Below are 24,923 nucleotides of genomic sequence, written 5' to 3' on the forward strand. Positions count from 1 at the left end.
ATTCACAGGTTGTACTGTTTACGTTTGCGGTAAAGAGTAGAAGCGTCGATACCCAGTGTTTTCGCGGCCTGATCGAGCGTTTCGCTGGTGGCCAGGACTGCGCCGATGTGTGCTTTTTCCAGCTCGTCCAGGCTCAACGCGGCACCGACACGCGGCGCATTGTTAACCGGTTGCTCGGCCATGCCCAGGTGGTTGACCTCCACGCGCTCTTGCGGGCAGATAATACTGGCGCGTTCGATGACGTTACGCAGTTCGCGGATATTGCCGGGCCAGCGGTAGTTGAGCAGCGCGGCACGTGCTTCATCGCTGAAACCGCGAGCCGGGCGGGCGTAGTCCTTGACGAAACGCGCCAGAAAGCGGTCCGCCAGGGTCAGGATGTCTTCACTGCGCTCACGCAAGGCAGGCAAATGTAGGGTGATAACGTTCAGACGGTACAGCAAGTCCTCACGGAAACGCCCGCTGCGCACCATGTCCTCCAGATTGAGGTTGGTGGCCGCCAGAATACGCACATCGGCCCGTCGAGTGACCGGATCGCCCACACGCTCGTATTCCTTGTCTTGGATGAAGCGCAGCAACTTTGGCTGCAACGTCAGTGGAAAATCGCCGATCTCGTCGAGAAACAGCGTGCCACCATCCGCCTGATTGACACGTCCCAAGGTGCTTTCACTGGCGCCGGTAAAGGCTCCACGGCTGTGACCGAACAGCTCGCTCTCCATCAACTCGGCCGTCAGCGACGGGCAGTTGATCGTGACGCAAGACTTCTTGGCGCGCTTGCTCCAGCCGTGAATCGCACGGGCCAGCTCGCCTTTACCCGTCCCTGACTCACCCAGAATCAGAATGTTGGCGTCAGTCACTGCAACCTGACGGGCCGTTTCCAGAATCGCCATCATCGACGGGCTGTGGGAATCCAGACCATCCTTGGGCTTGCGAACCTCGCCTTCCAGTGCTTCGAGACGGGCAGAAAGCTGTCGAACTTCCAGCTGCTTGGCGGTGGCCAGACGCAGTTGATCAGGGCTGCACGGTTTTACCAGATAGTCGGCCGCGCCGGCCTGAATCGCATCGACGGCGGTATCGACGGCCGAATGCGCGGTCACAATGACCACGCGCATCCACGGCGCCTGGATACGCATCTGCGCCAGCACGTCGAGGCCATTGTCCTCACCCAGACGCAGGTCCAGAAAGCACAGATCAAATACTTGGCGTTGCATGAGCGTGTCCGCCTGCGCTGCGCTATTGGCAGTGGCGACGCTGTAACCTTCGTCTTCCAAACAGTATCGGAAGGTGCGGAGGATGGCGGACTCATCGTCCACAAGCAGAATACGGCCCTGATTCTCAGTGGCTGCTTCCATTTTTCCTACGCTCCTTAATGAATTGTCTCAGTTAGTCTCGGAATCATCGGGCAAGTTGCATGGTCAATTCTGATTGATTCTGCGGCATTCGTGGTAGCTATCTGTTCGTTTAATGGCGAATGGCCTGATCGCCCCCTGTTTATGCCGTTTAAACCGTCTGTTCGGAGACAACATTCATTTTCAAAAGGAACGCTCACATGTTTTCACTGAAAAAGATCGCGCTGATCACTGCCGCCACCGCAATGCTGGGCAGCGGCCCCGTGCTCGCCCAGCCTGATCTGCCCACCCAGCTTGCCGAAGCGCGACAGGAAGGGTCTATCTGGACGGCCTTTGCGCTGAACAAACATCTAAGCCCGTTCAAGATTGATGTGGATGTCGAGCAAGGTACTGCCATTCTGAAGGGCAAGGTCGAAAGCGAAGTGGATCGCGAATTGGCAGAACGCATTGCGCTGGACGTCAAAGGCATCGAAAAAGTCGACAATCAGCTACAGGTCGATGCATCGGTTGCCAGCGACGCCGGCACTCGCACCGCCATGGCTCAGCGTTTCGACGACGCCACGCTGGTCGCCACGGTGAAATCCAAACTGCTGTGGAGCAGTGTCACCGAAGGCTTGAACATCGACGTCGACAGCAAGGATGGCGTGATCACGCTCAAGGGCCGCGCCCAAAGCCCGGAAGCGAAAGAATTGGCAGGAAGCCTGGCAAGCAACACCGATGGCGTCGTCAGCGTCAACAACCTGATCAGCCTGAGCGCCGCCGACTCGATAGCCGCCAAAGCGCAACCACAATCGCTGACGCCAACTGAAGAGATGAGTGACGCGTGGATCACCAGCAAGGTGAAGGCCAGCCTGATCTATAGCCGCACGCTGGACGGACTGAATATCAAGGTAGACACCAAGGCCGGGGTCGTGAGCCTGAATGGCGTCGTTGCCAACTTCGCTGAGAAGGAACTGGCGATTGAAATCGCGCGAAACATTCGCGGCGTCAAAGGCGTGAATGGCGATGCCCTGAAGGTCATGGCACGCAGCGCAGGCTGAGCCTTCTGGCCTCGGGCGCAGGACGCTTCGTGCAGAACGCACGATTACAAACGTGTAATCGTGCAGCTTGCTGGTAGGACCCGCCTGTAAAACTTTATAACCCTCTGATTTTATTGGGTTTAATATCGTGTAACGACTTGGCACGTACTCTGCAATATCTCCTGCATCGAGGTCGGAACATGGCGACCCATCAGATCGCAAAACTACAGGTCAGGGGAGTTTGCAGATGAACATCCAGCGTATTGCACAATTGCGTATTTCTCCCCTGCACATCCAGCAAGGTCTTTTCCTGATGCTGGCCCTGTTGGTCACTCTGATCGCCATTCAACAGTTCCAGCGCTGGGATCAAACCCGCCAGGCCACTCAAGCCAGACAGCAATTCCTTCACAGCAGCAGCGTCTCTTACCGTGACGTCAGCGCACCAGTGCTCAAAGAAGCGTCGCCGAGCCTTCGCCCTGTCGATGGTCTGGTCTCTGTGGATGAAGTAGCGCCGCAGCAAAAATGGGTTTTCTGACCCGCTTTGAAAAAAACGCAGCACTCATATTATTAAAACGGCATCAAAAAGGAGTATCACCATGTTGAGTTGGGCTATCACGTTTCTGATCATCGCCATTATCGCTGCAGTATTGGGCTTTGGCGGTATCGCGGGTACGGCTACTGGTATCGCCAAGATCCTGTTCGTCGTCTTCCTGGTGATGTTCGTTGTGTCGTTCTTCTTCGGTCGTCGTGGTCGAGGCTAAAGATGCACACGTCATTTCGCACACTGGCCACCGCCCTGTTGTTGGGCGGCAGCGCCATGGCCATGGCCGCCAACGATGGGCAGTCCAGGGTCAATGAGCTTTTGAGTTCTGCCCCTGAGTACCGCACAACCTGGGCGAAAGTCGTCAAGAAGGAAGAGCGGTTGCCGGACTGGGTGATTAACCTGTCCGGTGCCTCTGAGCAGCAAATGACGGCGGTCACCGAAGACGGTGACAAGTATCTGGTGGGGCCGCTTTGCGAAACCGCCGATACGTGCAAAAGCAAGCGCCTGATCGTGGCTGTCAGCCTCGATAAGGAAGATGCCTATGCCATGCTGGTTGAAGTGCCTGCCGGTCTTCCTGCCGACAAGTCACCCACCCGTCACGCGACTTACCGCTTCCTGGGCAAGCCTGACGACGGCATGAAAGGTCTGTTGCAAGAGCAATTGCGCAAAGACCCGAACTGGTATTGATCCAGCAAGGAAGTTGTCAGCTCCATGCAGCGGACACTTTCCTGATCTGCGCGACCTGAGGAAGGTGCGCGCATGACCATGGGGCCGGGATGCGTTGATCGAAAGGATCGGCGTGACCTAGGGGTACAGGGAGTACCTCCGTAACGGGCCGGGTCAGGCAAGCTGCCGTTCAATAGTCATTAAAAGGTATCTTGATCTGTCGAAACCTTTTGATGATCATTGCACGGCGCTTCATATCCTCCTCGCTATCCCTTCAGATTAAATCGCATCTCTGGGCAGCATCAGCCCCAGAGGCAGACGCACTCGCGCTTCAAGACCACCCCCTGAACGATTTCTCAATTCGACATTGCCGCCATGCATGGCCGCGATTCGCTTGACGATGGCCAACCCGAGCCCGGTGCCCTTGCCGCTACGCGCGCGATCGCCGCGTATGAACGGGTTGAAAATGGTGTCCAGTTCCGAGGGATCAATGCCCGCGCCTCGGTCCAATACGCTGAGAACGACATAAGGCGCATTTCTATCGCCTGACACATAAGCGGCCACTTCGATGCCATTACCCGCATGATGCCGGGCATTGCCAATCAGATTGGTCAGCAGACGCTTCATCGACACCCTGCGCAACGGAAACGGTGGAATGGGCTCCAGGCACAGCCTGATGCTGTCTTCATCGTTGTTGAAGGGCGCCACGACATCGCGCACCAGGTCGCCCAGATCGACCTCTTCAATCTCTTCGTCGCGACCATCGCGAATGAACGCCAGAAACTGATCGAGAATGGCGTCCATGTCCTCGATGTCGCGCACCATGCCTTCGGAGAACTCGTTGTCGTTCATCAGTTCCAGCGACAGGCGCAAGCGGGTCAGCGGTGTTCGCAAGTCATGGGAAACGCCCGCCAGCATTAGTTCGCGCTCCTGACCGGCCTGTTCAACATCCTCGGCCATCTGATTGAAGGCCCGATAGACTTCAGTCATCTCGCTGGGCGTGTCACTGACCGGCAGGCGCACACTGCGCCCCTGCCCCAGTTGCCGGGCAGCGAACACCAGGCGTTTGAGTGGCTGATTCAGCTGGCGGACGAAAATCCAGGCCGACGCCGTGGACAGCAAACCGATCGCCAGGAACCAGCCCAGCACGCTCCAGATTTTCTGGCCGCGCAATGGATGCGGATAAAGTGGCACTTTCAGCCAGCCATCGCCGAGGCTGGGTGCGCGCACCCACAGCGCGGGCGGGGCATGCACGCGCAGACGCACTTCGGTGTCGGCGCCCAGTTCAGCCTGCATCTGGCGCTGATAAATCTCACTGTACGGCCAGTGCTGCTCACCTTCCGGCACGCCACCACCCACGACACGAATCAGCCCGGCCGCCTCGGCAATCGCGTCGCGATCGTTTTCATCGGCCGCCCAGTAAGCGCGCAAGGTCAGCGCGACGCCATGGCTGTACTGCCTGTCGACCAGCACGTCTTCGTTCATCAGCAGATAGACCAGCGTCAGCGCCTTGGAAAACAGCACGACGATGAGCACCAGCCAGAGCGTGCGCGAGAAAAAGCTTTGCGGAAACCAGAGCGGAGTCTTCATAACAGCAGCCATACACTTTGCAAGGCGAGCCAGGCTCGCGAATTTGCCGAACGCGGGCGAGACCCGATGGACGAACGCAAAAAACCAGAACGTCGATAACCTGTTGAACGGTTATCGACGTAACTGGCAGGAATAACGGATTTCGGTGCTGACAACCCGGTTGTCAGCGATTTCCGGCACCATCTGGAACGAATACATAGCCCACGCCCCAGACCGTCTGGATGTAACGGGGTTTGGACGGATCGGGCTCAATCAGACGACGCAGACGGGAAATCTGCACGTCGATGGAACGTTCCAGCGCATCCCACTCCCGGCCACGGGCCAGATTCATCAGTTTGTCACGGGTCAACGGCTCGCGAGCGTGCATTACCAGCGCCTTGAGTACCGCAAACTCGCCGGTCGTGAGCATGTGCACTTCGTCGCCACGCTTGAGCTCGCGGGTCGCCAGCGACAGCACGTAATCGCCGAAGCTTACCGACTCGTCTTCACTGCCAGGGGCACCGGGCACCGGCGCGGCCTGACGACGCAATACCGCCTTGACCCGCGCCATCAACTCGTCCGGGTTGAACGGTTTGGCCAGATAGTCATCGGCGCCCAGTTCAAGACCCTTGATACGGCTCAGCTCATCACCCTTGGCGGTGAGCATGATGATCGGTACCTGATTGTTCGCGGCACGCAGCCGGCGGCAGGCGGAAAGACCGTCTTCCCCGGGCAGCATCAAATCCAGCACCACAAGGTTGAAAACCTCACGGGCCAGCAATCGGTCCATTTGCTCCACGTTCGCCACCGCTCGGGCACGGTAGCCCTTGCTGGTGAAAAAACGTTCAAGGAGACTGCTCAACCCCGGATCGTCATCGACAATCAGGATTTTTTCGCCTTCAGCATTTTGTGCGGTGCTGCTCATCGGATGCTCCTCTGATCTCGGGGCGCATTATGGCGTAGCTGCGGTGATGCGCACCGTGTGCATTGTTAGCAGATTTTACTGGGGGCAGCACTCGCGCATGCTGTTGCACGGAAAAAAGACCACGTTTGTCGGCCGATCCCCTAATTCGCCTTCGCCGGGTATAATGCGCCGCCCTCAAAGTCAGGCAACGCCGGACGTGCAGGGCGGAAGTCAGGCAAGGCAATTTCGTACACAGCCCCAGTTTTTTGCTCACAACTCCAGGTGGTCTTATGGACAGCATCAACAGCCGCATCGCCGAAGAACTCGGCGTACGCCCACAACAGGTCGCCGCGGCCGTCGCACTACTGGATGAAGGCTCGACCGTGCCCTTCATTTCCCGTTATCGCAAGGAAGTGACCGGCAGCCTCGATGACACGCAATTGCGCCATCTGGAAGAACGTCTGCGCTACCTGCGCGAACTGGACGACCGGCGCGTCAGCATCCTTGCCAGCATCGAAGAGCAAGGCAAGCTGACCCCGGAACTCGCTCGCGATATCAATCTGGCCGACACCAAGACCCGCCTTGAAGATTTGTACCTGCCCTACAAGCAAAAACGCCGCACCAAGGGGCAGATCGCCCTTGAAGCAGGCCTCGGCGAACTGGCCGATGGCCTGTTCAGCGACCCGGGCCTGAATCCGGAAACCGAAGCTACACGCTTCGTCGACGCTGAAAAAGGCGTGGCCGACGTGAAGGCCGCGCTGGAAGGTGCCAAGTACATTCTGATGGAGCGCTTTGCCGAAGACGCTGCCCTGCTCGACAAACTGCGCAGTTTCCTCAAACAGGAAGCGGTGATCAGTGCGCGTGTGGTGCCGGGCAAAGAAGAGGAAGGCGCCAAGTTCCGCGACTATTTCGAACACGACGAGCCGCTCAAGAGCATGCCGTCGCACCGCGCCCTGGCGATTTTCCGTGGTCGCAATGAAGGCTTCCTCAGCAGCGCGCTGAAAGTCGGCGAAGAACTGCCGGGCGCCATGCACCCGTGCGAGCTGATGATCGGCGAGCGCTTCGGCATCCAGAACCAGAGCCGCCCTGCTGACAAGTGGCGGGCCGAAGTGGTGCGCTGGACCTGGAAAGTCAAGCTGTACAGCCATCTGGAAACCGATCTGCTCGGTGAGTTGCGCGAGAGCGCGGAAACCGAAGCGATCAACGTGTTCGCCCACAACCTGCACGACCTGCTGCTCGCCGCCCCGGCTGGCCAGCGCGCAACACTGGGCCTCGACCCGGGCTTGCGCACCGGCTGCAAGGTCGCCGTGGTAGACGCCACCGGCAAACTGCTCGACTACGCGACGGTCTATCCGCATGTGCCGAAAAACCAGTGGGACCAGACCATCGCCGTGCTGGCTGCGCTGTGCGCCAAACACTCGGTCGACCTGATCGCCATCGGCAACGGCACCGCCAGCCGTGAAACAGACAAGCTGGCCGCCGATCTGATCAAAAAATATCCAGGCCTGAAAATGACCAAGGTCATGGTGTCGGAAGCCGGCGCATCGGTTTACTCGGCCTCGGAACTGGCGGCCAAGGAATTCCCCGATCTGGACGTATCGATCCGTGGCGCTGTGTCGATTGCCCGGCGCTTGCAGGACCCGCTGGCCGAGCTGGTGAAAATCGACCCGAAATCCATTGGTGTCGGTCAGTACCAGCATGACGTTTCGCAACTGAAACTGGCTCGTGGTCTGGACGCAGTGGTTGAAGACTGTGTAAACGCCGTGGGCGTCGACGTGAATACCGCGTCGGTGGCGCTGCTGGCACGGATTTCCGGCCTCAACACCACACTGGCGCAGAACATCGTTGCGCATCGCGATGAAAACGGCGCCTTCAAAACCCGCGCCTCGTTGAAGAAAGTCAGTCGTCTGGGCGAAAAAACCTTCGAACAGGCCGCAGGCTTTCTACGCGTGATGAACGGTGACAACCCGCTGGACTCGTCGGCCGTTCACCCGGAAGCTTACCCGCTGGTGCAGCGGATTGCGGCGGAGACCGACCGCGACATCCGTTCGCTGATCGGCGATGCCAGCTTTCTCAAGCGTCTGGACCCGAAGAAGTTCACGGACGAGACCTTTGGTCTGCCGACCGTGACCGACATTCTGCAAGAACTGGAAAAACCGGGCCGCGACCCGCGTCCGGAGTTCAAGACCGCCGAGTTCCAGGACGGCGTCGAAGACCTCAAGGACCTGCAACTGGGCATGATCCTCGAAGGCGTCGTCACCAACGTCACCAACTTCGGTGCGTTCGTCGATATCGGCGTGCATCAGGACGGCCTGGTGCATATCTCCGCGCTGTCCGAGAAGTTCATCAAGGACCCGCGTGAAGCGGTCAAGGCCGGCGACGTGGTGAAAGTGAAGGTCATGGAAGTCGACATCCCGCGCAAACGCGTCGGCCTGTCGATGCGCATGAGCGACACGCCCGGCGAGAAGATCGACGGCGCCCGTGGCGCTCGCCCCGGCTCTTCGCAGCGCCAGCAGAGCAGCGCGCCGCGCAAGGAAACTTCTGCACCGGCACCGGCCAACAACGCCATGGCCTCATTGTTCGCCAACGCCAAGCAATTGAAGAAGCGTTGATGGACTTCCCCGAGGATCTGACCCACAGCGCTTACTTCAAAATGCTCGGCTGCGAGCTGCGGCGTCTGGACGAAGGCGTGGCCGAAGTCGCGTTGCCGCTGGAGGCGCATCTGCGCAACCGTGGCAACGTGATGCACGGCGGGGCAATCTTCAGCCTGGTCGATATCGCCATGGGGCTGGCCTGTTCCAGTTCTCATGGTTTCGACCAGCGCAGCGTGACCATCGAGTGCAAGATCAACTACGTGCGTGGCGTGTCCGATGGCGAAGTCCTGTGCATCGCCAGGGTGCTGCATGCGGGCCGCCGGACGCTGGTGGTCGAGGCCGAGGTGGTTCAAGGCGACAAGCTGGTCGCAAAAGCCCAAGGCACATTTGCGGTCCTCTAGACTCAGTCAAAGGCTGATGAACGCAATCACTGCGAACTGTACCTAGCCGTATCTACATCATTTGGGTTAATTTCGGCACCATTAGCGTGGTGCCGAGTCCATTTGGGTGGTACGACGAAGAGCAGTGATTGTGAACAGGCGTTACAGACCAACCAGGCGACTACGCCAGTTCCTTTCTTCACCCTTGTAGACCGTCAAGTCCACCCCCATATCGGGGCGACCGATGCGTGAAGGATTACACCTTGAGCGAACTTTTAAACCGTCGTCTTGCCTTGCTCGGCGAGCGCAACAACCTCTCTTTGCTGGAGCAATGCCTGCACGGTATCGAGCGTGAATGCCTGCGCGTTACCCCCACGGCAGAACTGGCCCGCACGCCTCATCCACAAGCTCTGGGTGCCGCACTGACCAACGGCCAAGTCACGACCGATTACTCCGAATCTCTGCTGGAGTTCATCACGCCAGCGTTGAAGAACCCGGCCGACACCCTCGACAGCCTCGACAAGATCCATCGCTTCGCCTACAGCAAGCTGGACAACGAGCTGCTCTGGAGCCCGTCGATGCCGTGCCCTTTGCCTGACGAAGAGCACATCCCGATCGCGTATTACGGCACGTCGAACATCGGCAAGCTCAAGTACGTCTATCGCAAGGGTCTGGCGCTGCGCTATGGCAAGACCATGCAGTGCATTGCCGGCATTCACTACAATTTCTCGTTGCCGGAAGACGCCTGGGCGCTGCTCAAGCAGACCGAGGACTTTGCCGGTGACGCGCGGGACTATCAGTCGCATTCCTACATCGCGCTGATCCGTAATTTCCGCCGCTACAGCTGGCTGCTGATGTACCTGTTCGGCGCATCACCGGCGCTGGATGCCGGTTTCCTGCGCGGCCGTGAGCATCAGCTGGAGCAACATTTCGACGCCGACACGTTGTACCTGCCTTATGCCACCAGCCTGCGCATGAGCGATCTGGGTTATCAAAGCGATGCCCAGGCCGACCTGACGCCGTGCTACAACGATCTGGTCAGTTACACCGACAGCCTGCGCAAGGCCGTGGCCACGCCGTATCAGCCTTATGTCGAGGTCGGTACTCATGACCGGAACGGCGAATGGATTCAGCTCAACACCAATGTGTTGCAGATCGAAAACGAGTACTACTCCAACATCCGCCCGAAACGCGTGACTTACAGCGGCGAACGTCCTATTCAGGCGCTGGTGGCGCGTGGGGTGCAGTACGTCGAAGTGCGCTGCCTGGACATCAACCCGTTCTTGCCGACGGGTATCAGCCTGGAGCAGTCGCGCTTCATCGACGCGTTCGTGCTGTATTGCGCGCTTGAAGAAAGCCGGCAACTGGCGGGTCACGAGTGTTCCAACGCCAGCTCGAACTTCCTCGCAGTGGTCAAGGAAGGTCGCCGTCCGGGCCTGAACCTGCTGCGCGACAACAGCCCGGTCGAGCTCAAGGCCTGGGCCACCGAGTTGCTGGAGAAAATCACGCCGATTGCCCGGCTGCTCGATCAGGCGCAGGGGATTGATGAGCACATCAAGTCGATTGCCGTGCAACAAGCCAAGATCGACGACACTTCCCTGACCCCGTCCGCTCAGGTATTGGCCAGTATGCAAGCGCATAACGAGGGCTTTACGGCTTTCTCCCTGCGCCAGAGCCAGGTCCATGCCGAATACTTCCGCACCCACCCGCTGAGCGCCGAAGAACAGGCGCACTTCGAAGCCCTGGCCAAAACCTCCATCGAGGAACAGGCCGAGCTGGAAGCCACGGAAGAAGTGGTGGATTTTGACACCTTTGTCGGGTCGTACCAGGCGAGCATTCTGTCGATCAGTAACTGAGCCGCGCAATTACTGTGGGAGTGAGCTTGCTCACGAAAGGGACGGTTCAAACGCCCCTTTCCTGGGGCTTGTACCAGCCTCTTCGTGAGCAAGCTCACTCCCACAAAATATAGCCAAGAGTGCTCTGCGTCCCCTCCTCAAATCGCTTTTTCGAAGATCTTCGAATTACGCTGGAAGTTGTACAGCGACGCGCGGGCGCTCGGCAGGCGGTCGACGCTGCTGGGCTCGAAGCCGCGCTCGCGGAACCAGTGTGCGGTGCGCGTAGTAAGAACGAACAGGGTTTTGAGGCCCAGCGCTCGGGCGCGGTTTTCGATGCGCTCCAGCAGTTCGTCACCGCGTCCGCCGTGACGGTATTCCGGGTTGACGGCCAGACACGCCAGCTCGCCCGCCTCCGAATCGGCAATCGGGTACAGCGCCGCACAGGCGATGATCAAACCTTCCCGCTCAACCACGCTGAATTGAGTGATCTCACGTTCCAGCACTTCACGGGAACGGCGTACCAGAATGCCCTGCTCTTCGAGCGGCGTAATCAGGTCCATCAAACCACCGACGTCCTCGATGGCCGCCTCACGAACCAGCTCAAACTGCTCCTGCGCCACCAGCGTGCCGCCACCGTCGCGGGTAAACAGTTCGGTCAGCAGCGCGCCATCTTCGGCATAACTGACGATATGGCTGCGTGCCACACCGCCGCGACAGGCTTCGGCCGCCGCATCCAGCAACTCCGCCTGATAGTTGCCGCCCAGGCGCTGCAAATGCGCGGGCACCTGTTGCGGACGCAACTCACGCACCAGTCGGCCCTGCTCGTCCAGCAGACCGGTTTCCTCGCCGAACAGCAGCAGCTTGTCGGCCGCCAGATCGATGGCTGCGCGGGTGGCGACGTCTTCACAGGCCAGATTGAAAATCTCGCCGGTCGGTGAGTAGCCCAGCGGCGACAACAGCACGATATGACGCTCATCCAGCAAGCGATTGATGCCCTTGCGGTCGACCCGACGCACCTCGCCGGTGTGCTGGTAATCGACGCCCTCGAGCACCCCGATCGGCCGTGCAGTCACCACGTTGCCGCTGGTCACCCGCAGGCGTGAGCCCTGCATCGGCGAAGCCGCCATGTCCATCGACAGGCGCGCTTCGATGGCAATGCGCAACTGGCCTACGGCGTCGATCACGCATTCCAGGGTTTCGGTGTCAGTGATGCGCAAGTCACGGTGATAACGCGGCGTAATCCCGCGTTGGGCCAGACGGCTTTCGATCTGTGGACGCGAACCGTGAACCAGTACCAGACGCACGCCCAGGCTGTGCAGCAGCACCAGGTCGTGGACGATATTGCCGAAGTTGGGATGCTCTACGCCGTCGCCGGGGAGCATGACGACGAAGGTGCAATCGCGGTGGGCATTGATGTAAGGAGACGCATGGCGAAGCCAGTTGACGTATTCGGGCATGACAACAAGAGCCTGTAGATAAAATGGACGAAAAGAAAAAGCACGCACAACGGTGTGGTGGTTATCGTCGGAACAGGCTTGGCAACACGCGCAGTCTCCTTTTCTTCAATATGTGTGGAACCTGACTCACTGGGGCGTCAGGCAGTAGTGCTCGATCAACTGACGTAACAGACGCACTGTAGGGTCCAGACGTGACATTTCGAGGTATTCCCCCGGCTGATGCGCGCAGGCGATATCACCCGGGCCGAGCACCAGTGTTTCACAACCAAGGCGCTGAAGATAAGGCGCTTCGGTGCCGAACGCTACTGCTGCGGCCGTATGACCGGTCAGCCGTTCAGCCACACGCACCAGTTCCGCGTCGGCCACCTGTTCGAACGGCGCACACTCGGGGAACAGTGGCGCGTAGTCGATCTGCACCTGATGCTTTTCGGCGAGTGGTTGCAGCTTCTGCCGGATCGCCGAACGCAGTACGTCCGGGTCCATGCCCGGCAGCGGGCGCAGGTCGAACTCCAGCGAACACTGACCGCAGATCCGGTTCGGGTTGTCGCCGCCATGAATGCAGCCCAGGTTGAGGGTCAGTTGCGGTACGGTAAATTGCGGATTGCGGTATTCCAGCTGCCACTGGTTGCGCAGGCCCTTGAGTTCGCTGATCGCGTCGTGCATCGCTTCCAGCGCGCTGTGCCCGAGGCTCGGATCCGAAGAATGACCGCTGCGCCCGAGAATGTGAATGCGCTCCATCATCACGCCTTTGTGCATGCGGATCGGCTTGAGCCCGGTCGGCTCGCCAATCACCGCCGCACGGCCCAGCGGGCGTCCGGCGTCTGCCAGCGCACGTGCCCCGGCCATCGAGCTTTCTTCATCGCAGGTCGCCAGGATCAGCAACGGCTGCTTGAACGGCTGATCGAGCAGACCACGCACCGCCTCAATGACCAGCGCAAAGAAACCCTTCATGTCACAACTGCCCAGCCCGACCCAGCGACCATCGACTTCGGTCAGTTTCAGCGGGTCGGTTTTCCACAGCGCTTCGTCGAACGGCACAGTGTCGCTGTGCCCCGCCAGCACCAGGCCACCGGGCCCCGTGCCGAACGTCGCCAGCAGGTTGAACTTGCCGGGCGAAACCTGCTGGATATCACAGGCAAAACCCAGGTCACCGAGCCATCCGGCCAGCAGGTCGATGACAGGCCGGTTGGTCTGGTCCAGAGAAGGCTGAGTGCAGCTCACCGAGGGCGCAGCGATCAAGGCGGCAAACTGGTCTTTCATGGACGGCAACGGCATGGACGTTTCCTGTAATCAAGACAAAACAGGGATCATTATAGGGCCATAGCCACCCAGGAATAAACCGTTTCGGGCCATGTCCTGTACACTGCCGCCCTTAGCAGCCGTTCATCCATGGGCTGCGCTCCCGTTATCAGTATCAGCGTTTGGATTCCCCCGGCCATGCAAAAAGAAACAGAAATCAAACTCCGCGTCAGCCGCGAGACCCTCGCTGCACTGCGCGAACACCTGTTGCTCAAGAAGCGCAACAAAAGTGGCTGGGAGCGCCTGGAACTGTCGAACCAGTATTTCGACACCCCGGAGCGTGAGCTGGCGCAGGCCAAGGTGGCGCTGCGCATCCGTCGTGACGGCGATCAGATCATCCAGACCATGAAGACCCGCGGGCAAAGCGTGGCCGGCCTGTCCGAGCGCAACGAATACAACTGGGACCTGACCAAAGCCAAGCTGGACCTGAAAAAACTCGAAGGCGATTGCTGGCCAGAGCAACTGGCCGAGCTGGACAAGAAAACCATCAAGCCGCTGTTCACCACCGATTTCATCCGTGAAAAAGCTGAAATTGCCTGGGGTCGCGGCAAGACCAAAGTCGTGATCGAAGCTGCGCTGGACCTTGGCCAGGTGGTGGCAGGCAAGCAGAAGGAAGAAATATGCGAGCTGGAACTGGAGCTGCGCGAAGGTGATCCGGCCGCCCTGCTGGAACTGGCTGCCGAACTGGCCGCCAGCCTGCCGTTGATGCCGTGCGACATCAGCAAGGCCGAGCGCGGTTATCGCCTGCTCGACGCCAGCAGCTACGCGCTGAGCCTGCCTGCACCGACGCTGCACTCAGAAACGCCGCTGGACGACGCCTACTCGGCGTTGGCCTGGCACCTGCTGGGCAGCAGCCAGCGTCTGGCCGAGCAATACCGTTTCAATGGCCACTGGCGACTGCTGCAGGACTGGGTCGAGATGCTGGCTGAGCTGCGGGCACTGACCAGCAGTCTGGGTCAGGCCGCACCGCGCAGTTCGTCGGCGCAACTGCGTACCGCACTGGACGCCTTGCTGGAAGACTGGCGCCCGTTGGTTCAGGCCGGTCAGGAAGATGGCGATGTACGCGGCGCAGCGCACGAGCAGTTTCTGGAAGAGTTGCAGGACACCCGCTGGGGCGAGTTCTCGCTGAACACTTCGCGCTGGTTGCTGGCCCGCAGCTGGACCGCCGAGCGCAATACCCGCGGCAACCGCCAGGGCGCTGCGCTGTTGAGCAGCTGGCTACCGCGCCTGCTGGGTGAAGAAGCGACCTCACTGCAACTGAGCCGTTATCAGCAGCAGCCGGAAGACCTTGCCGAGCAACTGCCGCGCATCGAGCGCATCCAGGCCTGGCTGCACTGGGCACGTGGCGCGCTGGACCTGCCGGAGCTGGACCGTCTGTACGGCGAACTGCGCAAACTGGAAGAACTGGCTCACCTGGACATCAGCGACGAAGTCCTCGACGCCCGCGTTCAGCAAGCGATCACCGTGTTCCAGAGCCGCGCGTGGAAGACTTTGTTGCGTTTGTGACAGTCCTCGAACCACGATGATTCTCGTGGCTACGCTGCGTGCTCGTCGTTATACATAAATCCTGAAAGCCCAAAATACTGGGTTTTCAGGCTTCTGTCGGCAGGGCGCGGGACCGGACCGGGGCGACGCTTCGCTTGTTCGCGAAGACGTCAGGCCCGCCACAACCTGATATACGGCAGCACAAATGGTGTTTCTGAATTTATGCCTGAACGGCTTTCCTCAATGATCCATTTGGTGCCTGATGATCAGCCTTCGTGGACAAGTCCACTCCCACAGGGGCACATCCCCCCTCCCGGCTGAAACCATTTAGCTGCTACAGTAATTCCCGGTCGCACAGAAGGCGCAACGCTGTCACGCTTGGCGTCTACTCTTGCTCATCGTCTGATGATGAATAGTCTCAAGGAGCGCGCATGGCAGCCCTGGCCCCCTCTTCACAGGATCGCTGGCTCGATCTGAACGATGTGTTGCGCGATCTGGTCGCGGAAGGCTCTCTCGGCCAGGACGACTCGGAAATCGCGCTTGTCCAGCGCCGCAGTGCGGCGAACATTCAGCTGCACCCTCTCGAATTTCTCGCTTCTCTACAGTTTGACGACCTGAAGCGGCCCGGCAAAAAGCTCGACCTGGAAACCCTCACCGCCTGGCTGGCGAAAGCCTGCGACCAGCCGTACATGCGCATCGACCCGCTGAAGATCAACGTGGCAGCCGTCACGCCATTGATGTCCTACGCCTTCGCCCAGCGGCACAAGATTCTCGCCGTGGCAGTGGACCGCGAGTCGGTGACCATCGCCAGCGCCCAGCCATATGTGCGCTCGTGGGAAGCCGACCTCGCCCACGTACTCAAACTGCAGGTGAAACGCGTCGTTGCCAACCCGACAGACATCCAGCGCATGGCGATGGAGTTTTTCCGGCTGGCGAAATCGGTCAGCGGTGCCAACGCGTCCGAACAGAAAATGAGCAACATGGGCAACTTCGAACAGTTGCTCAAGCTCGGTGCCAGCGATCAGGAACCGGACGCCAACGACGCGCACATCGTCAATATCGTCGACTGGCTGTTCCAGTACGCGTTCCAGCAACGTGCCAGCGACATTCATATCGAGCCGCGCCGCGAACAGGGCACCGTGCGTTTTCGCATCGACGGCGTGCTGCACAACGTCTATCAGTTTCCGGCGCAAGTGATCATGGCGATTGTCAGCCGCCTGAAAAGTCTGGGCCGGATGAACGTCGCTGAAAAGCGCAAGCCGCAGGACGGCCGCGTCAAGACCACTACGCCTGAGAACCGCGAAGTGGAGCTGCGCCTGTCGACCTTACCGACGGCGTTCGGCGAAAAGATGGTGATGCGGATTTTCAACCCCGAAGTGCTGCTCAAGGACTTCGACCAGTTGGGTTTTTCCAGTGACGACCTGCGGCGCTGGCAGGACATGACCCGCCAGCCCAACGGCATCATTCTGGTCACCGGCCCGACCGGTTCGGGCAAGACCACCACGCTGTACACCACCCTCAAGAAGCTGGCGACCTCGGAGGTCAACCTCTGCACCATCGAAGACCCTATCGAAATGGTCGAGCCGGCCTTCAACCAGATGCAGGTGCAGCACAACATCGATCTGAGCTTCGCTGCCGGTGTGCGCGCGCTGATGCGGCAAGACCCGGATATCATCATGATCGGCGAAATTCGCGACTTGGAGACGGCCGAAATGGCGATTCAGGCCGCACTGACCGGTCACTTGGTGCTGTCGACCCTGCACACCAACGACGCGCCCAGCGCCATTAGCCGCATGCTCGAACTGGGCGTGCCGCATTACCTGCTCAAGGCGACCATTCTCGGCGTCATGGCGCAACGCCTGGTGCGCACGCTGTGCCCGCACTGCAAGGCGCCGATCAACCTGAACGAAACCGACTGGCAAACCCTGACCCGCCCCTGGCAAGCGCCTGTACCGCCCGGCGCGCATCAGGCAGTCGGCTGCGTGGAATGTCGCGACACCGGTTATCGGGGCCGGGCCGGGGTCTACGAGATCATGGTCATGTCCGACAACATCAAGGCACTGATCTCCGCAGACCTGGACCTGACTGCCATGCGCCGTCAGGCGTTCAAGGAGGGCACCCGCAGCTTGCGTCTGTCTGGCGCGCAAAAAGTCTCGGCCGGGCTGACTACACTTGAGGAAGTACTGCGGGTGACACCGCAAAGCGAACAGCGCTGACAGGGTTGGAAGCGCTGCTCCAGAAGCCTGACGTCATGGCGAGCCAGCTAAAGTGAACTAAGTGGTACACATTAATTGAACTAGTTCATGGCTTTAGCTATCCAACCCCTCAGAACAACCACAGTCGGAGTATCTCACCATGCGTCTCAAGTTTGCTGTCGCCACCGTAGCCTTGCTTTCCATCCCGATGGGTTCAGCGATGGCTGACACCTTCTGGCGTAACGTATTGTCCTCGGGCGCCACCACTGGCTCGAGTTATCTCACCTTTAAGGATCACAAGCTGATCGTTGCTGCTCAGGATGATGCAGGCAGCTACGTTGCCAGCAACGGCGACATTCGTGGCCCGTTTCTGGAAGCCGCTATCCAGCAGGTTCGTAAAGAAAATCCTGGTTTGAAAGCGACCGACATGGAACTGGCCAACGCCATCCTGGACAAGAACCTGGTTGCAGAAAGCCAGTAAGTGTCACGCATAAAAAATGCCGCTCGATGAGCGGCATTTTTGTGTCCGGCGGTTACTCGCCGATCGCGCTTTTGTAGCCTGCGGCGTCCAGCAGCCTGGCCAGATCGGCCTCTGCACTGGCTGGCTTGAGCTTGAAGATCCAGCCCCCGTACGGATCGCTATTGAGCAACTCGGGCGAACCGGCCAACGCCTCATTGACCTCGACAACGTCACCGGCCACTGGCGAGTAGATGTCCGAAGCGGCCTTCACAGACTCGACAACCCCGGCAGTATCACCCGCTGCGAACACTTTACCGATTTCCGGCAGTTCGACGAACACCACATCGCCCAGCGCTTCCTGTGCGTGGTCGGAAATGCCGACGGTCACGGTGCCATCAGCTTCAAGGCGCGCCCACTCGTGACTTCCAGCGAAACGCAGCTCGGCGGGAATATTGCTCATTTAGTCATCCTCAACATCGGGTCAGAGGAAAACCCGCCATAGGTTAGATCAGGGTCTTGCCGTGGCGCACAAACGCTGGCTGCACCACCCGCACCGGATACCACTTGCCGCGGATTTCCACCTCGGCCCGGTCGGCGGTTGCCATCGGAACGCGCGCCAGAGCAATGGATTTGCTCAGCGTAGGAGAGAAACTACCACTGGTGATCTCACCTTCGCCAATTTCTGCGATTCTTACCACCTGCTGGGCCCGCAACACGCCGCGTTCTTCGAGCACCAGTCCAACCAGCTTGAAGGCTACGCCTTCGGCCCGTTCTCGTTCCAGAGCCTTGCGGCCGATGAAGTCACGGTCGGCAGGGTCCCAGGCGATGCTCCAGGCAATGTTCGAGACCAGCGGTGAAACACCTTCGCCGATGTCCTGACCGTACAGGTTCATACCGGCTTCAAGGCGCAAGGTATCGCGAGCGCCCAGGCCGATGGGGGAAATACCCGCGCCGACCAGCTCATTGAAAAAGCTCGGGGCCTGCTCGGCCGGCAGCATGATTTCCAGGCCGTCTTCGCCGGTATAGCCCGTGCGGGCGATGAACCAGTCGGCATCATCGCGACCTTCAAACGGTTTGAGCTCGGCAATCAACTTGCCGCGAGCACTGGAAACCAGTTCGGCAATTCTGGCCCGCGACCTTGGCCCCTGAATGGCGAGAATCGCCATCTCGCTGCGCTCGTTCAGCTGGACATCGAAATCGCCCAACTGCGCCTTCATCCAGGCAAGGTCTTTGGCACCGTTCGCCGCATTCACGACCAGACGATAACCGTCGGCGGTGAGGTAGACGATCATGTCGTCGATAATTCCGCCAGCCTCATCCAGCATGGCACTGTAAAGCGCCCGACCTGATGTCTTCAGACGGTCGACATCATTGGCCAGCAGGTAGCGCAGCCAGGCGTTGGCCTGACGGCCGGTCACGTCGATCACGTTCATGTGAGAGACATCGAAGACCCCACAATCGCGGCGCACCTGATGGTGCTCCTCGACCTGCGATCCATAATGCAACGGCATGTCCCAGCCACCAAAATCGACCATTTTCGCGCCAAGGGCGAGGTGCAGGTCGAACAGGGGGGTACGCTGTCCCATGGGTTTCTCCTTCCGGGCGTGGCGAAGGTGCGGGCAGAAACACTCGGCAAGCCCCCAATAGACCGGGGTTTGCAGCACATTTACAACTGACCGAATAATCTGACAGACCGCACCGATTGCGGCGCATTGTAGCCGCAAGGTTGAGACCCCGCACCTAACCAATCTGTCGGGCAGATCGCCGAATCAACCCGATGACCGGTAATAATCCTACAAGTACCAGCGTCAAAGCGGGCAGCGCCGCGCGTGCCCACTCGCCCTCGCTGGTCATTTCGAAGATCCGCACCGCAAGCGTATCCCAGCCAAACGGGCGCATCAGCAGGGTGGCGGGCATTTCTTTGAGCACGTCGACAAACACCAGCAGCGCGGCGCTGAGGGCTCCCGGCACCAGCAGCGGCAGGTACACGTTAAGAAACAACTTCGGACCACTGACGCCCAGACTGCGCGCGGCTTCGGGCAATGACGGCCGTATGCGCGACAGGCTGTGCTCCAGAGGACCAAAGGCGACCGCGATGAACCGCACCAGATAGGCCAGCAACAGTGCCGACAGACTGCCCAGCAACAACGGTTTGCCCGCCCCGCCCAGCCAGCCGGACAATGGAATTACCAGCTCACGGTCCAGATAACTGAATGCCAGCATGATCGAAACAGCCAGTACCGAACCCGGCAGGGCATAGCCCAGGTTGGCGAGGCTGACACCGGAGCGAATCGCGGGCGTCGGTGCCATGCGTCGGGCGAAGGCCAGGATCAGCGCCACGCTGACCGTGATCAGGGCGGCGATGCTGCCCAGATAGAGCGTATGCAGGATCAGGCCGATGTAGCGCTCATCCAGATCGAACCGGCCACGTTGCCAGACCCAGACGATCAGTTGCAGCACCGGCACGACGAAGGCGCAGAGAAACACCAGCCCACACCAGAAGCTGGCTCCCCAGGCCTTGAGGCCTTGTAGCGGGTAAAGCGCCTAGCCTCGTGGCCGTTCGTTGGTCGGACGGCTCGCGCCTCGCGCCCGACGCTCGCCGTACAGCAGGATCAGCACGGCCAACAGCAGCAGGCTCGCCAGTTGCGCGGCACTGGAGAGGCTGAAGAAGCCGTACCAGGTTTTGTAGATGGCCGTGGTGAAGGTGTCGAAGTTGAAGACCGAGACTGCGCCGAAGTCCGCCAGGGTTTCCATCAACGCCAGAGCGACGCCCGCACCGATGGCCGGACGCGCCATCGGCAGCGCCACTCGCCAGAACGCCTGTAAGGGTGTTTGCCCCAGGACGCGCGCGGCCTCCATCAAACCCTTGCCCTGCGCCAGAAAAGCCGTACGTGCCAGCAGGTAGACGTAGGGGTAGAAAACCAGCACCAGCACGATGATCACGCCACCCGTGGAGCGCACACGCGGCAAACGCAGGCCGGAGCCGAACCATTCACGCATCAGGGTTTGCAACGGGCCGGAAAAATCCAGCAGGCCGACAAAGACGAACGCCAGCACGTAGGCGGGAATCGCGAACGGCAGCATCAGCGCCCAGTCCAGCCAGCGCCGACCAGGGAATTCGCACAAGCTGGTCAGCCAGGCCAGGCTCACGCCCAGTAGCGTCACACCTGCGCCGACCCCGAGCAGCAGGATCAGCGTGTTGCTCAGCAAGCGCGTCATCTGGGTTTCGAGCAAGTGCGACCAGATTTGCGTGTCAACCGTCCCCCACGACAGCAGCAACACACTCAGCGGCAACAACACAAGCGCTGCGATGGCAAAGACCAGTGGGTACCAGCGACGTTGGACAGGATGGGCCAAGGAGGTTCTCGAAATGAGGGGGTTCAAGAGGGTAAGCAGAGGGTGCGCACAGATCTGCTTCTGATTCTGGCTGAAAGCCGTAGCAGCTGACCGGGCGACGCTTCGTTTGTCCGCGAAAAGGCCGGTACATTCTCAGAAAATGCACTATCTGAACTGACGGCTTCGCGGACAAGTCCGCTCCTACGCCCTGCGGGCAGAAGCCTGAAAGCCACGCTTTTCGGGCTATTCAAGATTTATTTAATGAGCGCGAAGCGTATCAACGAGAGTCAGGCGGTGGATATTAAATCAATTCCAGCCGGCGCGATCCATCATGCGGATGGCTTCTGCCTGGCGCTTGCCTGCCACTTCGACCGGGATGGTGTCAGCCTTGAACTGACCCCAGCTCGCCACTTCTTCCGACGGTGCCACGTTCGGGTTGGCCGGGAACTCCTGATTGACGCTGGAGAAAATCGTCTGCGCCTCGGGACCGGTCATCCATTCGACCAGTGCCTTGGCGGCTTCCGGGTGCGGTGCATGTCTGGTCAGACCAATGCCTGACAGGTTGACGTGCACACCGCGATCCGCCTGGTTCGGCCAAAACAGCTTCACCGCCAGCTTCGGGTTCTGCTTGTGCAGACGGCCGTAATAGTAAGTGTTGACGATGCCGACGTCGCACTGCCCGGCATTGATCGCCTCAAGCACCGCGATATCGTCGGAAAACACATCAGTGGACAGGTTGTTGACCCAGCCCTTGAGGATCTTCTCGGACGCTTCAGCGCCGTGGGTTTCGATCAATGTGGCGGTCAGCGACTGGTTGTAAACCTTCTTCGCCGTACGCAGGCACAGGCGCCCTTCCCAGTTCTTGTCGGCCAGCGCCTCGTAAGTGGTCAGCTCCGCCGGCTTCACCCGATCAGTGGAATAGGCGATGGTGCGCGCGCGCAGGCTCAGGCCAGCCCAGCCGTGGGTGGATGAGCGGTATTGCGCGGGGATATTGGCTTCGATCACCGGCGAGGTAAACGGCTGCAGAATACCCATTTGCTCGGCCTGCCAGAGGTTGCCGGCATCGACTGTCAGCAGCAGGTCGGCAGTCGCATTCTCGCCCTCGGCCTTGATGCGCTGCATCAACGGCGCTTCCTTGTCAGTGATGAATTTGATCTTCACCCCGGTTTTGGCGGTGTAGGCGTCGAATACCGGTTTGATCAGCTCGTCGATCCGGGAGGAATACACCACCACCTCGTCGGCGGCCTGAGCGGTGCCGCCCAGCAAAGTCAGTGTCAGAGCAGCCAGAAGACGCTTGCTTGCCTGCATCGGGGTATCTCGCGTTCGCAAATGAGGCGAAATGGTAGTGAATCCCATTTGCTATCTCAATCGAAGCGCGAACGGAGCCGTTACCGAATGTTTCCAAGCTTCTCCCTTCGCGTGATCAGCACACCGCTTTTACCTTGGAAAAGTTCGCGATCCTGCGTAATTTTTCGACGTCGAACACTTCCAGTTGCCCTATCCCCAGGCGCACGACCTTGCGCTCGTGCAGGTCTTCAAGCACTTCCAGCAACGCCGACAGCGAGAGATCTTGCAGCGAGCTGATTTCATCCAGCGCGATCAAGCGCCGCGCATGACTCAGCGGCCCATACCCCTCACTCAGCAACAGCAACCGCCAGGCGACCCGCGACCTGGGGGGCAGTTGTCGCAGCTTTTCGGGGTTTTGCAGGGGCAAGCCGAGTTTCTGGCTCAGCAGCGCGGCGAACGACCGCCAGTACTCGGGGTGCTGTTCGAGCAACGAGACGAGAAATGAATGGGGTACATGCAGAAAAATGGTCTGATCCAGTGAGCAGACATAGAACCGGCGAGGCAGGTTGTCGAACAGCGATACTTCACCGAACCAGTAAGGCCGCGGGATCGGCTCCTGCCTGGGGCCCAGGCGCTGTAGATGGGCACCGCCGATGCGCACGTTGCCTTCCATCAGCACATAAAGCCCACAGGGCGTGGCGCCTTTTTCGAACAGCAGCTTGCCCGGTGTCTTGCGGACCTGGCGAGCGGCATGCAGCAAGCTATCCTGCAAAGCGGCGGGCAGGTGAGAAAACCAGTAGCCGGACAGCAACGATGACCGCCATAGCACTCCGTTTGTCATTTTTGCTCCCTTTTATTGCGGGCAATCGTATTGCAAAGGCGATACGTTAACCAAACCCGATTATCGTCGCAGGCAGGAATAATAATGAAAACCCTTGTCGATCATCTCAGCCAATACGCGTCCTATCATCGTGATTCGCGCAATATCGTGACGCACTTCGTGGGTATCCCTTTAATTGTGCTGGCGGTGGCGGTGCTGCTGTCGCGTCCGGGCTGGGACATTGGCGGGCTATGGTTTTCGCCTGCGGCCGTGGTGACACTGGCGTCGACGGTCTTTTACCTGAAACTGGACCGTGCGCTGGGTGTGGTGATGGCGGGTTTGCTGGCGCTGTGCGTCTGGGCTGGCGCACTTGTGGCGCAGCAGGCCACCATGGTCTGGCTGAGTGCAGGAGTCGGGTTGTTCGTCTTCGGCTGGATCATCCAGTTCATCGGCCATTACTACGAAGGCCGCAAACCGGCGTTTATCGATGATGTGACCGGACTGATCATCGGCCCTTTGTTCGTGGTCGCGGAACTGGCATTCCTGATGGGCCTGCGCAAACCGCTGCGCCACGCCATCGAAGAACGCTCCGGCCCGGTGGGACGAAATGTGCGCAAAGCGGCGGTGTGACGGCTTTGCTCGCGTTGCACAAGCATTTATAGCGATGCAGAGCTTCTGCCCGAAGGGCATGGGAGTGGACCTGAGTACAGCGATTGACGCTGGAGCATCGATCCAGCTCAGCCCCTCAAAGCTTCTGCCACACCTTCGGTTTGAAGAACAGGGTCTCGCCCCTCGCCAGCCCGACCAGGCTGTCGTGATCCTTCACCACTTCGGCTTCGATCAGTTCGCTCTGCCCTTCCACCTTCAGCGTGACCCGTGTGGTCGCACCCAGCGGGCGGATGTCGCGGACTTCGGCGGCGTAGTGGTCTTCGATTTCCTGACGCGACAACGAAACCTCGTGCGGGCGGAACAAGACGTGACCCTCTTCACCCAGGCTCAGGCGATTGGAGTCACCCAGGAAGTGGTAGACGAAATCGTTGGACGGGTGCTCGTACACCTCGCCCGGTGAGCCGATCTGTTCGATCACGCCTTTGTTCATGACCACAATACGGTCAGCCACTTCCATGGCCTCTTCCTGATCGTGGGTCACGAACACCGAGGTCAGGTTGATGTCTTCGTGCAAGCGCGCCAGCCAGCGCCGCAGTTCCTTGCGGACCTTGGCGTCCAGCGCGCCGAACGGCTCATCCAGCAACAACACTTTCGGCTCGACCGCCAACGCCCGGGCCAGTGCGATACGCTGCCGCTGACCGCCCGACAACTGCTCGGGGTAGCGATCAGCCAGCCAGTCCAGTTGCACCATGTTCAGCAGTTCGTGGACTTTTTCGGCGATGCGCGTTTCGTTCGGGCGCTCGCGCTTGGGCTTCATGCGCAAGCCGAAGGCAACGTTGTCGAACACGGTCATGTGGCGGAACAGCGCGTAATGCTGAAACACGAACCCGACGTTACGATCACGCACGTCATGCCCGGACACATCTTCGCCATGAAACACGATGCTGCCGTCGTCCGGGGTTTCCAGACCGGCAATGATACGCAGCAGTGTGGTCTTGCCGCAGCCTGACGGGCCGAGCAAAGCCACCAGCTCGCCACTCTGGATGTCCAGACTGATGCTGTTCAGGGCTTTGAAGGCGTTGAAATTCTTGCTGACGTTACGGACTTCGATCGACATG

General features: G+C 59.8%; 21 protein-coding genes and 1 pseudogene. 11 read left to right on the forward strand and 11 right to left on the reverse strand.

What is annotated here, in order from left to right:
• Nucleotides 1-2 precede the first annotated feature (2 nt).
• Entirely contained in the window at nt 3-1,349 is a 1,347-nt protein-coding gene (gene algB / locus BLT55_RS19950; protein WP_055001743.1) for a sigma-54-dependent response regulator transcription factor AlgB, read from the reverse strand.
• A 197-nt stretch (nt 1,350-1,546) separates the two neighbouring features.
• On the opposite strand from algB, the gene BLT55_RS19955 reads away from it, so the two are divergent.
• The 4 genes from BLT55_RS19955 to BLT55_RS19970 all read left to right on the forward strand — a co-directional run bounded on the left by BLT55_RS19955 (nt 1,547) and on the right by BLT55_RS19970 (nt 3,596).
• Nucleotides 1,547-2,386, forward strand: coding sequence for a BON domain-containing protein (locus tag BLT55_RS19955; protein WP_007248188.1), 840 nt, complete (start codon nt 1,547-1,549; stop codon nt 2,384-2,386).
• Nucleotides 2,387-2,612: 226 nt separating this feature from the next.
• Nucleotides 2,613-2,900 carry a hypothetical protein gene (locus tag BLT55_RS19960; protein ID WP_055001742.1) on the forward strand — a complete coding sequence of 96 codons (288 nt, stop codon included), beginning with the start codon at nt 2,613-2,615 and terminating at the stop codon, nt 2,898-2,900.
• A gap of 61 nt (nt 2,901-2,961) precedes the next feature.
• A complete protein-coding gene (locus tag BLT55_RS19965) occupies nt 2,962-3,126 on the forward strand; it encodes a DUF1328 domain-containing protein (RefSeq protein WP_003380232.1) in 165 nt (54 codons plus the stop codon).
• Nucleotides 3,127-3,128: 2 nt separating this feature from the next.
• Nucleotides 3,129-3,596 (forward strand): inhibitor of vertebrate lysozyme family protein, encoded by a 468-nt coding sequence (locus BLT55_RS19970; protein WP_055001741.1) that lies wholly within the window; start codon nt 3,129-3,131, stop codon nt 3,594-3,596.
• Between the two features lie 258 nt (nt 3,597-3,854).
• On the opposite strand, the gene BLT55_RS19975 is transcribed toward BLT55_RS19970, so the two are convergent.
• Together BLT55_RS19975 and ompR are read right to left on the reverse strand one after the other, a co-directional pair.
• Nucleotides 3,855-5,165 carry an ATP-binding protein gene (locus tag BLT55_RS19975; protein ID WP_054080137.1) on the reverse strand — a complete coding sequence of 437 codons (1,311 nt, stop codon included), beginning with the start codon at nt 5,163-5,165 and terminating at the stop codon, nt 3,855-3,857.
• Nucleotides 5,166-5,328: 163 nt separating this feature from the next.
• Nucleotides 5,329-6,069 carry an osmolarity response regulator transcription factor OmpR gene (gene ompR, locus BLT55_RS19980; RefSeq protein ID WP_007248192.1) on the reverse strand — a complete coding sequence of 247 codons (741 nt, stop codon included), beginning with the start codon at nt 6,067-6,069 and terminating at the stop codon, nt 5,329-5,331.
• Between the two features lie 269 nt (nt 6,070-6,338).
• On the opposite strand from ompR, the gene BLT55_RS19985 reads away from it, so the two are divergent.
• The 3 genes from BLT55_RS19985 (at nt 6,339) to gshA (ending at nt 10,878) form a co-directional block, all read left to right on the forward strand.
• On the forward strand, nt 6,339-8,660 hold the full coding sequence (locus BLT55_RS19985; RefSeq protein WP_055001740.1) for a Tex family protein: 2,322 nt from the start codon (nt 6,339-6,341) through the stop codon (nt 8,658-8,660).
• Nucleotides 8,660-9,043 (forward strand): PaaI family thioesterase, encoded by a 384-nt coding sequence (locus BLT55_RS19990; protein ID WP_055001739.1) that lies wholly within the window; start codon nt 8,660-8,662, stop codon nt 9,041-9,043. The genes BLT55_RS19985 and BLT55_RS19990 overlap by 1 nt, the downstream gene beginning before the upstream one ends.
• A 242-nt stretch (nt 9,044-9,285) precedes the next feature.
• Nucleotides 9,286-10,878, forward strand: coding sequence for a glutamate--cysteine ligase (gshA, locus tag BLT55_RS19995; RefSeq protein ID WP_055001738.1), 1,593 nt, complete (start codon nt 9,286-9,288; stop codon nt 10,876-10,878).
• Between the two features lie 137 nt (nt 10,879-11,015).
• Here gshA and argA read toward each other — a convergent pair whose 3' ends face one another.
• On the reverse strand, nt 11,016-12,314 hold the full coding sequence (gene argA, locus BLT55_RS20000; protein WP_055001737.1) for an amino-acid N-acetyltransferase: 1,299 nt from the start codon (nt 12,312-12,314) through the stop codon (nt 11,016-11,018).
• A 126-nt stretch (nt 12,315-12,440) separates the two neighbouring features.
• Nucleotides 12,441-13,589, reverse strand: a complete 1,149-nt coding sequence (argE, locus tag BLT55_RS20005) for an acetylornithine deacetylase (protein ID WP_055001736.1) — start codon at nt 13,587-13,589, stop codon at nt 12,441-12,443.
• Nucleotides 13,590-13,751: 162 nt separating this feature from the next.
• Here argE and BLT55_RS20010 point away from each other — a divergent pair, with 162 nt between their 5' ends.
• The 3 genes from BLT55_RS20010 (at nt 13,752) to BLT55_RS20020 (ending at nt 17,774) form a co-directional block, all read left to right on the forward strand.
• Nucleotides 13,752-15,119, forward strand: a complete 1,368-nt coding sequence (locus BLT55_RS20010) for a CYTH domain-containing protein (protein WP_055001735.1) — start codon at nt 13,752-13,754, stop codon at nt 15,117-15,119.
• A 410-nt stretch (nt 15,120-15,529) separates the two neighbouring features.
• Nucleotides 15,530-17,314 (forward strand): type IV pilus assembly ATPase TfpB, encoded by a 1,785-nt coding sequence (gene tfpB / locus BLT55_RS20015; RefSeq protein ID WP_055001734.1) that lies wholly within the window; start codon nt 15,530-15,532, stop codon nt 17,312-17,314.
• Between the two features lie 139 nt (nt 17,315-17,453).
• Nucleotides 17,454-17,774, forward strand: coding sequence for a DUF2388 domain-containing protein (locus BLT55_RS20020; RefSeq protein ID WP_007248201.1), 321 nt, complete (start codon nt 17,454-17,456; stop codon nt 17,772-17,774).
• 52 nt (nt 17,775-17,826) lie between these two features.
• On the opposite strand, the gene gcvH is transcribed toward BLT55_RS20020, so the two are convergent.
• The 5 genes and pseudogenes from gcvH to BLT55_RS20045 all read right to left on the reverse strand — a co-directional run bounded on the left by gcvH (nt 17,827) and on the right by BLT55_RS20045 (nt 23,217).
• Nucleotides 17,827-18,213, reverse strand: a complete 387-nt coding sequence (gene gcvH / locus BLT55_RS20025; protein WP_055001733.1) for a glycine cleavage system protein GcvH — start codon at nt 18,211-18,213, stop codon at nt 17,827-17,829.
• Between the two features lie 43 nt (nt 18,214-18,256).
• A complete protein-coding gene (gcvT, locus tag BLT55_RS20030; protein ID WP_055001732.1) occupies nt 18,257-19,339 on the reverse strand; it encodes a glycine cleavage system aminomethyltransferase GcvT in 1,083 nt (360 codons plus the stop codon).
• Between the two features lie 154 nt (nt 19,340-19,493).
• Nucleotides 19,494-21,110 (reverse strand): annotated as a pseudogene (locus BLT55_RS20035) (ABC transporter permease).
• A gap of 285 nt (nt 21,111-21,395) precedes the next feature.
• Complete coding sequence (locus BLT55_RS20040) at nt 21,396-22,397, reverse strand: extracellular solute-binding protein (RefSeq protein ID WP_055001770.1); 1,002 nt, start codon at nt 22,395-22,397, stop codon at nt 21,396-21,398.
• Between the two features lie 115 nt (nt 22,398-22,512).
• Nucleotides 22,513-23,217 carry a Crp/Fnr family transcriptional regulator gene (locus BLT55_RS20045; protein ID WP_055001731.1) on the reverse strand — a complete coding sequence of 235 codons (705 nt, stop codon included), beginning with the start codon at nt 23,215-23,217 and terminating at the stop codon, nt 22,513-22,515.
• Between the two features lie 84 nt (nt 23,218-23,301).
• Here BLT55_RS20045 and BLT55_RS20050 point away from each other — a divergent pair, with 84 nt between their 5' ends.
• The gene (locus tag BLT55_RS20050; RefSeq protein ID WP_055001730.1) at nt 23,302-23,826 is read left to right on the forward strand and encodes an Mpo1 family 2-hydroxy fatty acid dioxygenase; all 525 of its coding nucleotides are present in this window, start codon (nt 23,302-23,304) and stop codon (nt 23,824-23,826) included.
• Between the two features lie 115 nt (nt 23,827-23,941).
• Here BLT55_RS20050 and BLT55_RS20055 read toward each other — a convergent pair whose 3' ends face one another.
• Nucleotides 23,942-24,922 (reverse strand): sulfate/molybdate ABC transporter ATP-binding protein, encoded by a 981-nt coding sequence (locus BLT55_RS20055; protein ID WP_055001729.1) that lies wholly within the window; start codon nt 24,920-24,922, stop codon nt 23,942-23,944.
• Nucleotide 24,923: the final 1 nt, after the last annotated feature.

Origin of the sequence: Pseudomonas cannabina, assembly GCF_900100365.1 — a bacterium.
In the GTDB taxonomy this organism is placed as follows: Bacteria; Pseudomonadota; Gammaproteobacteria; order Pseudomonadales; family Pseudomonadaceae; genus Aquipseudomonas; species Aquipseudomonas cannabina.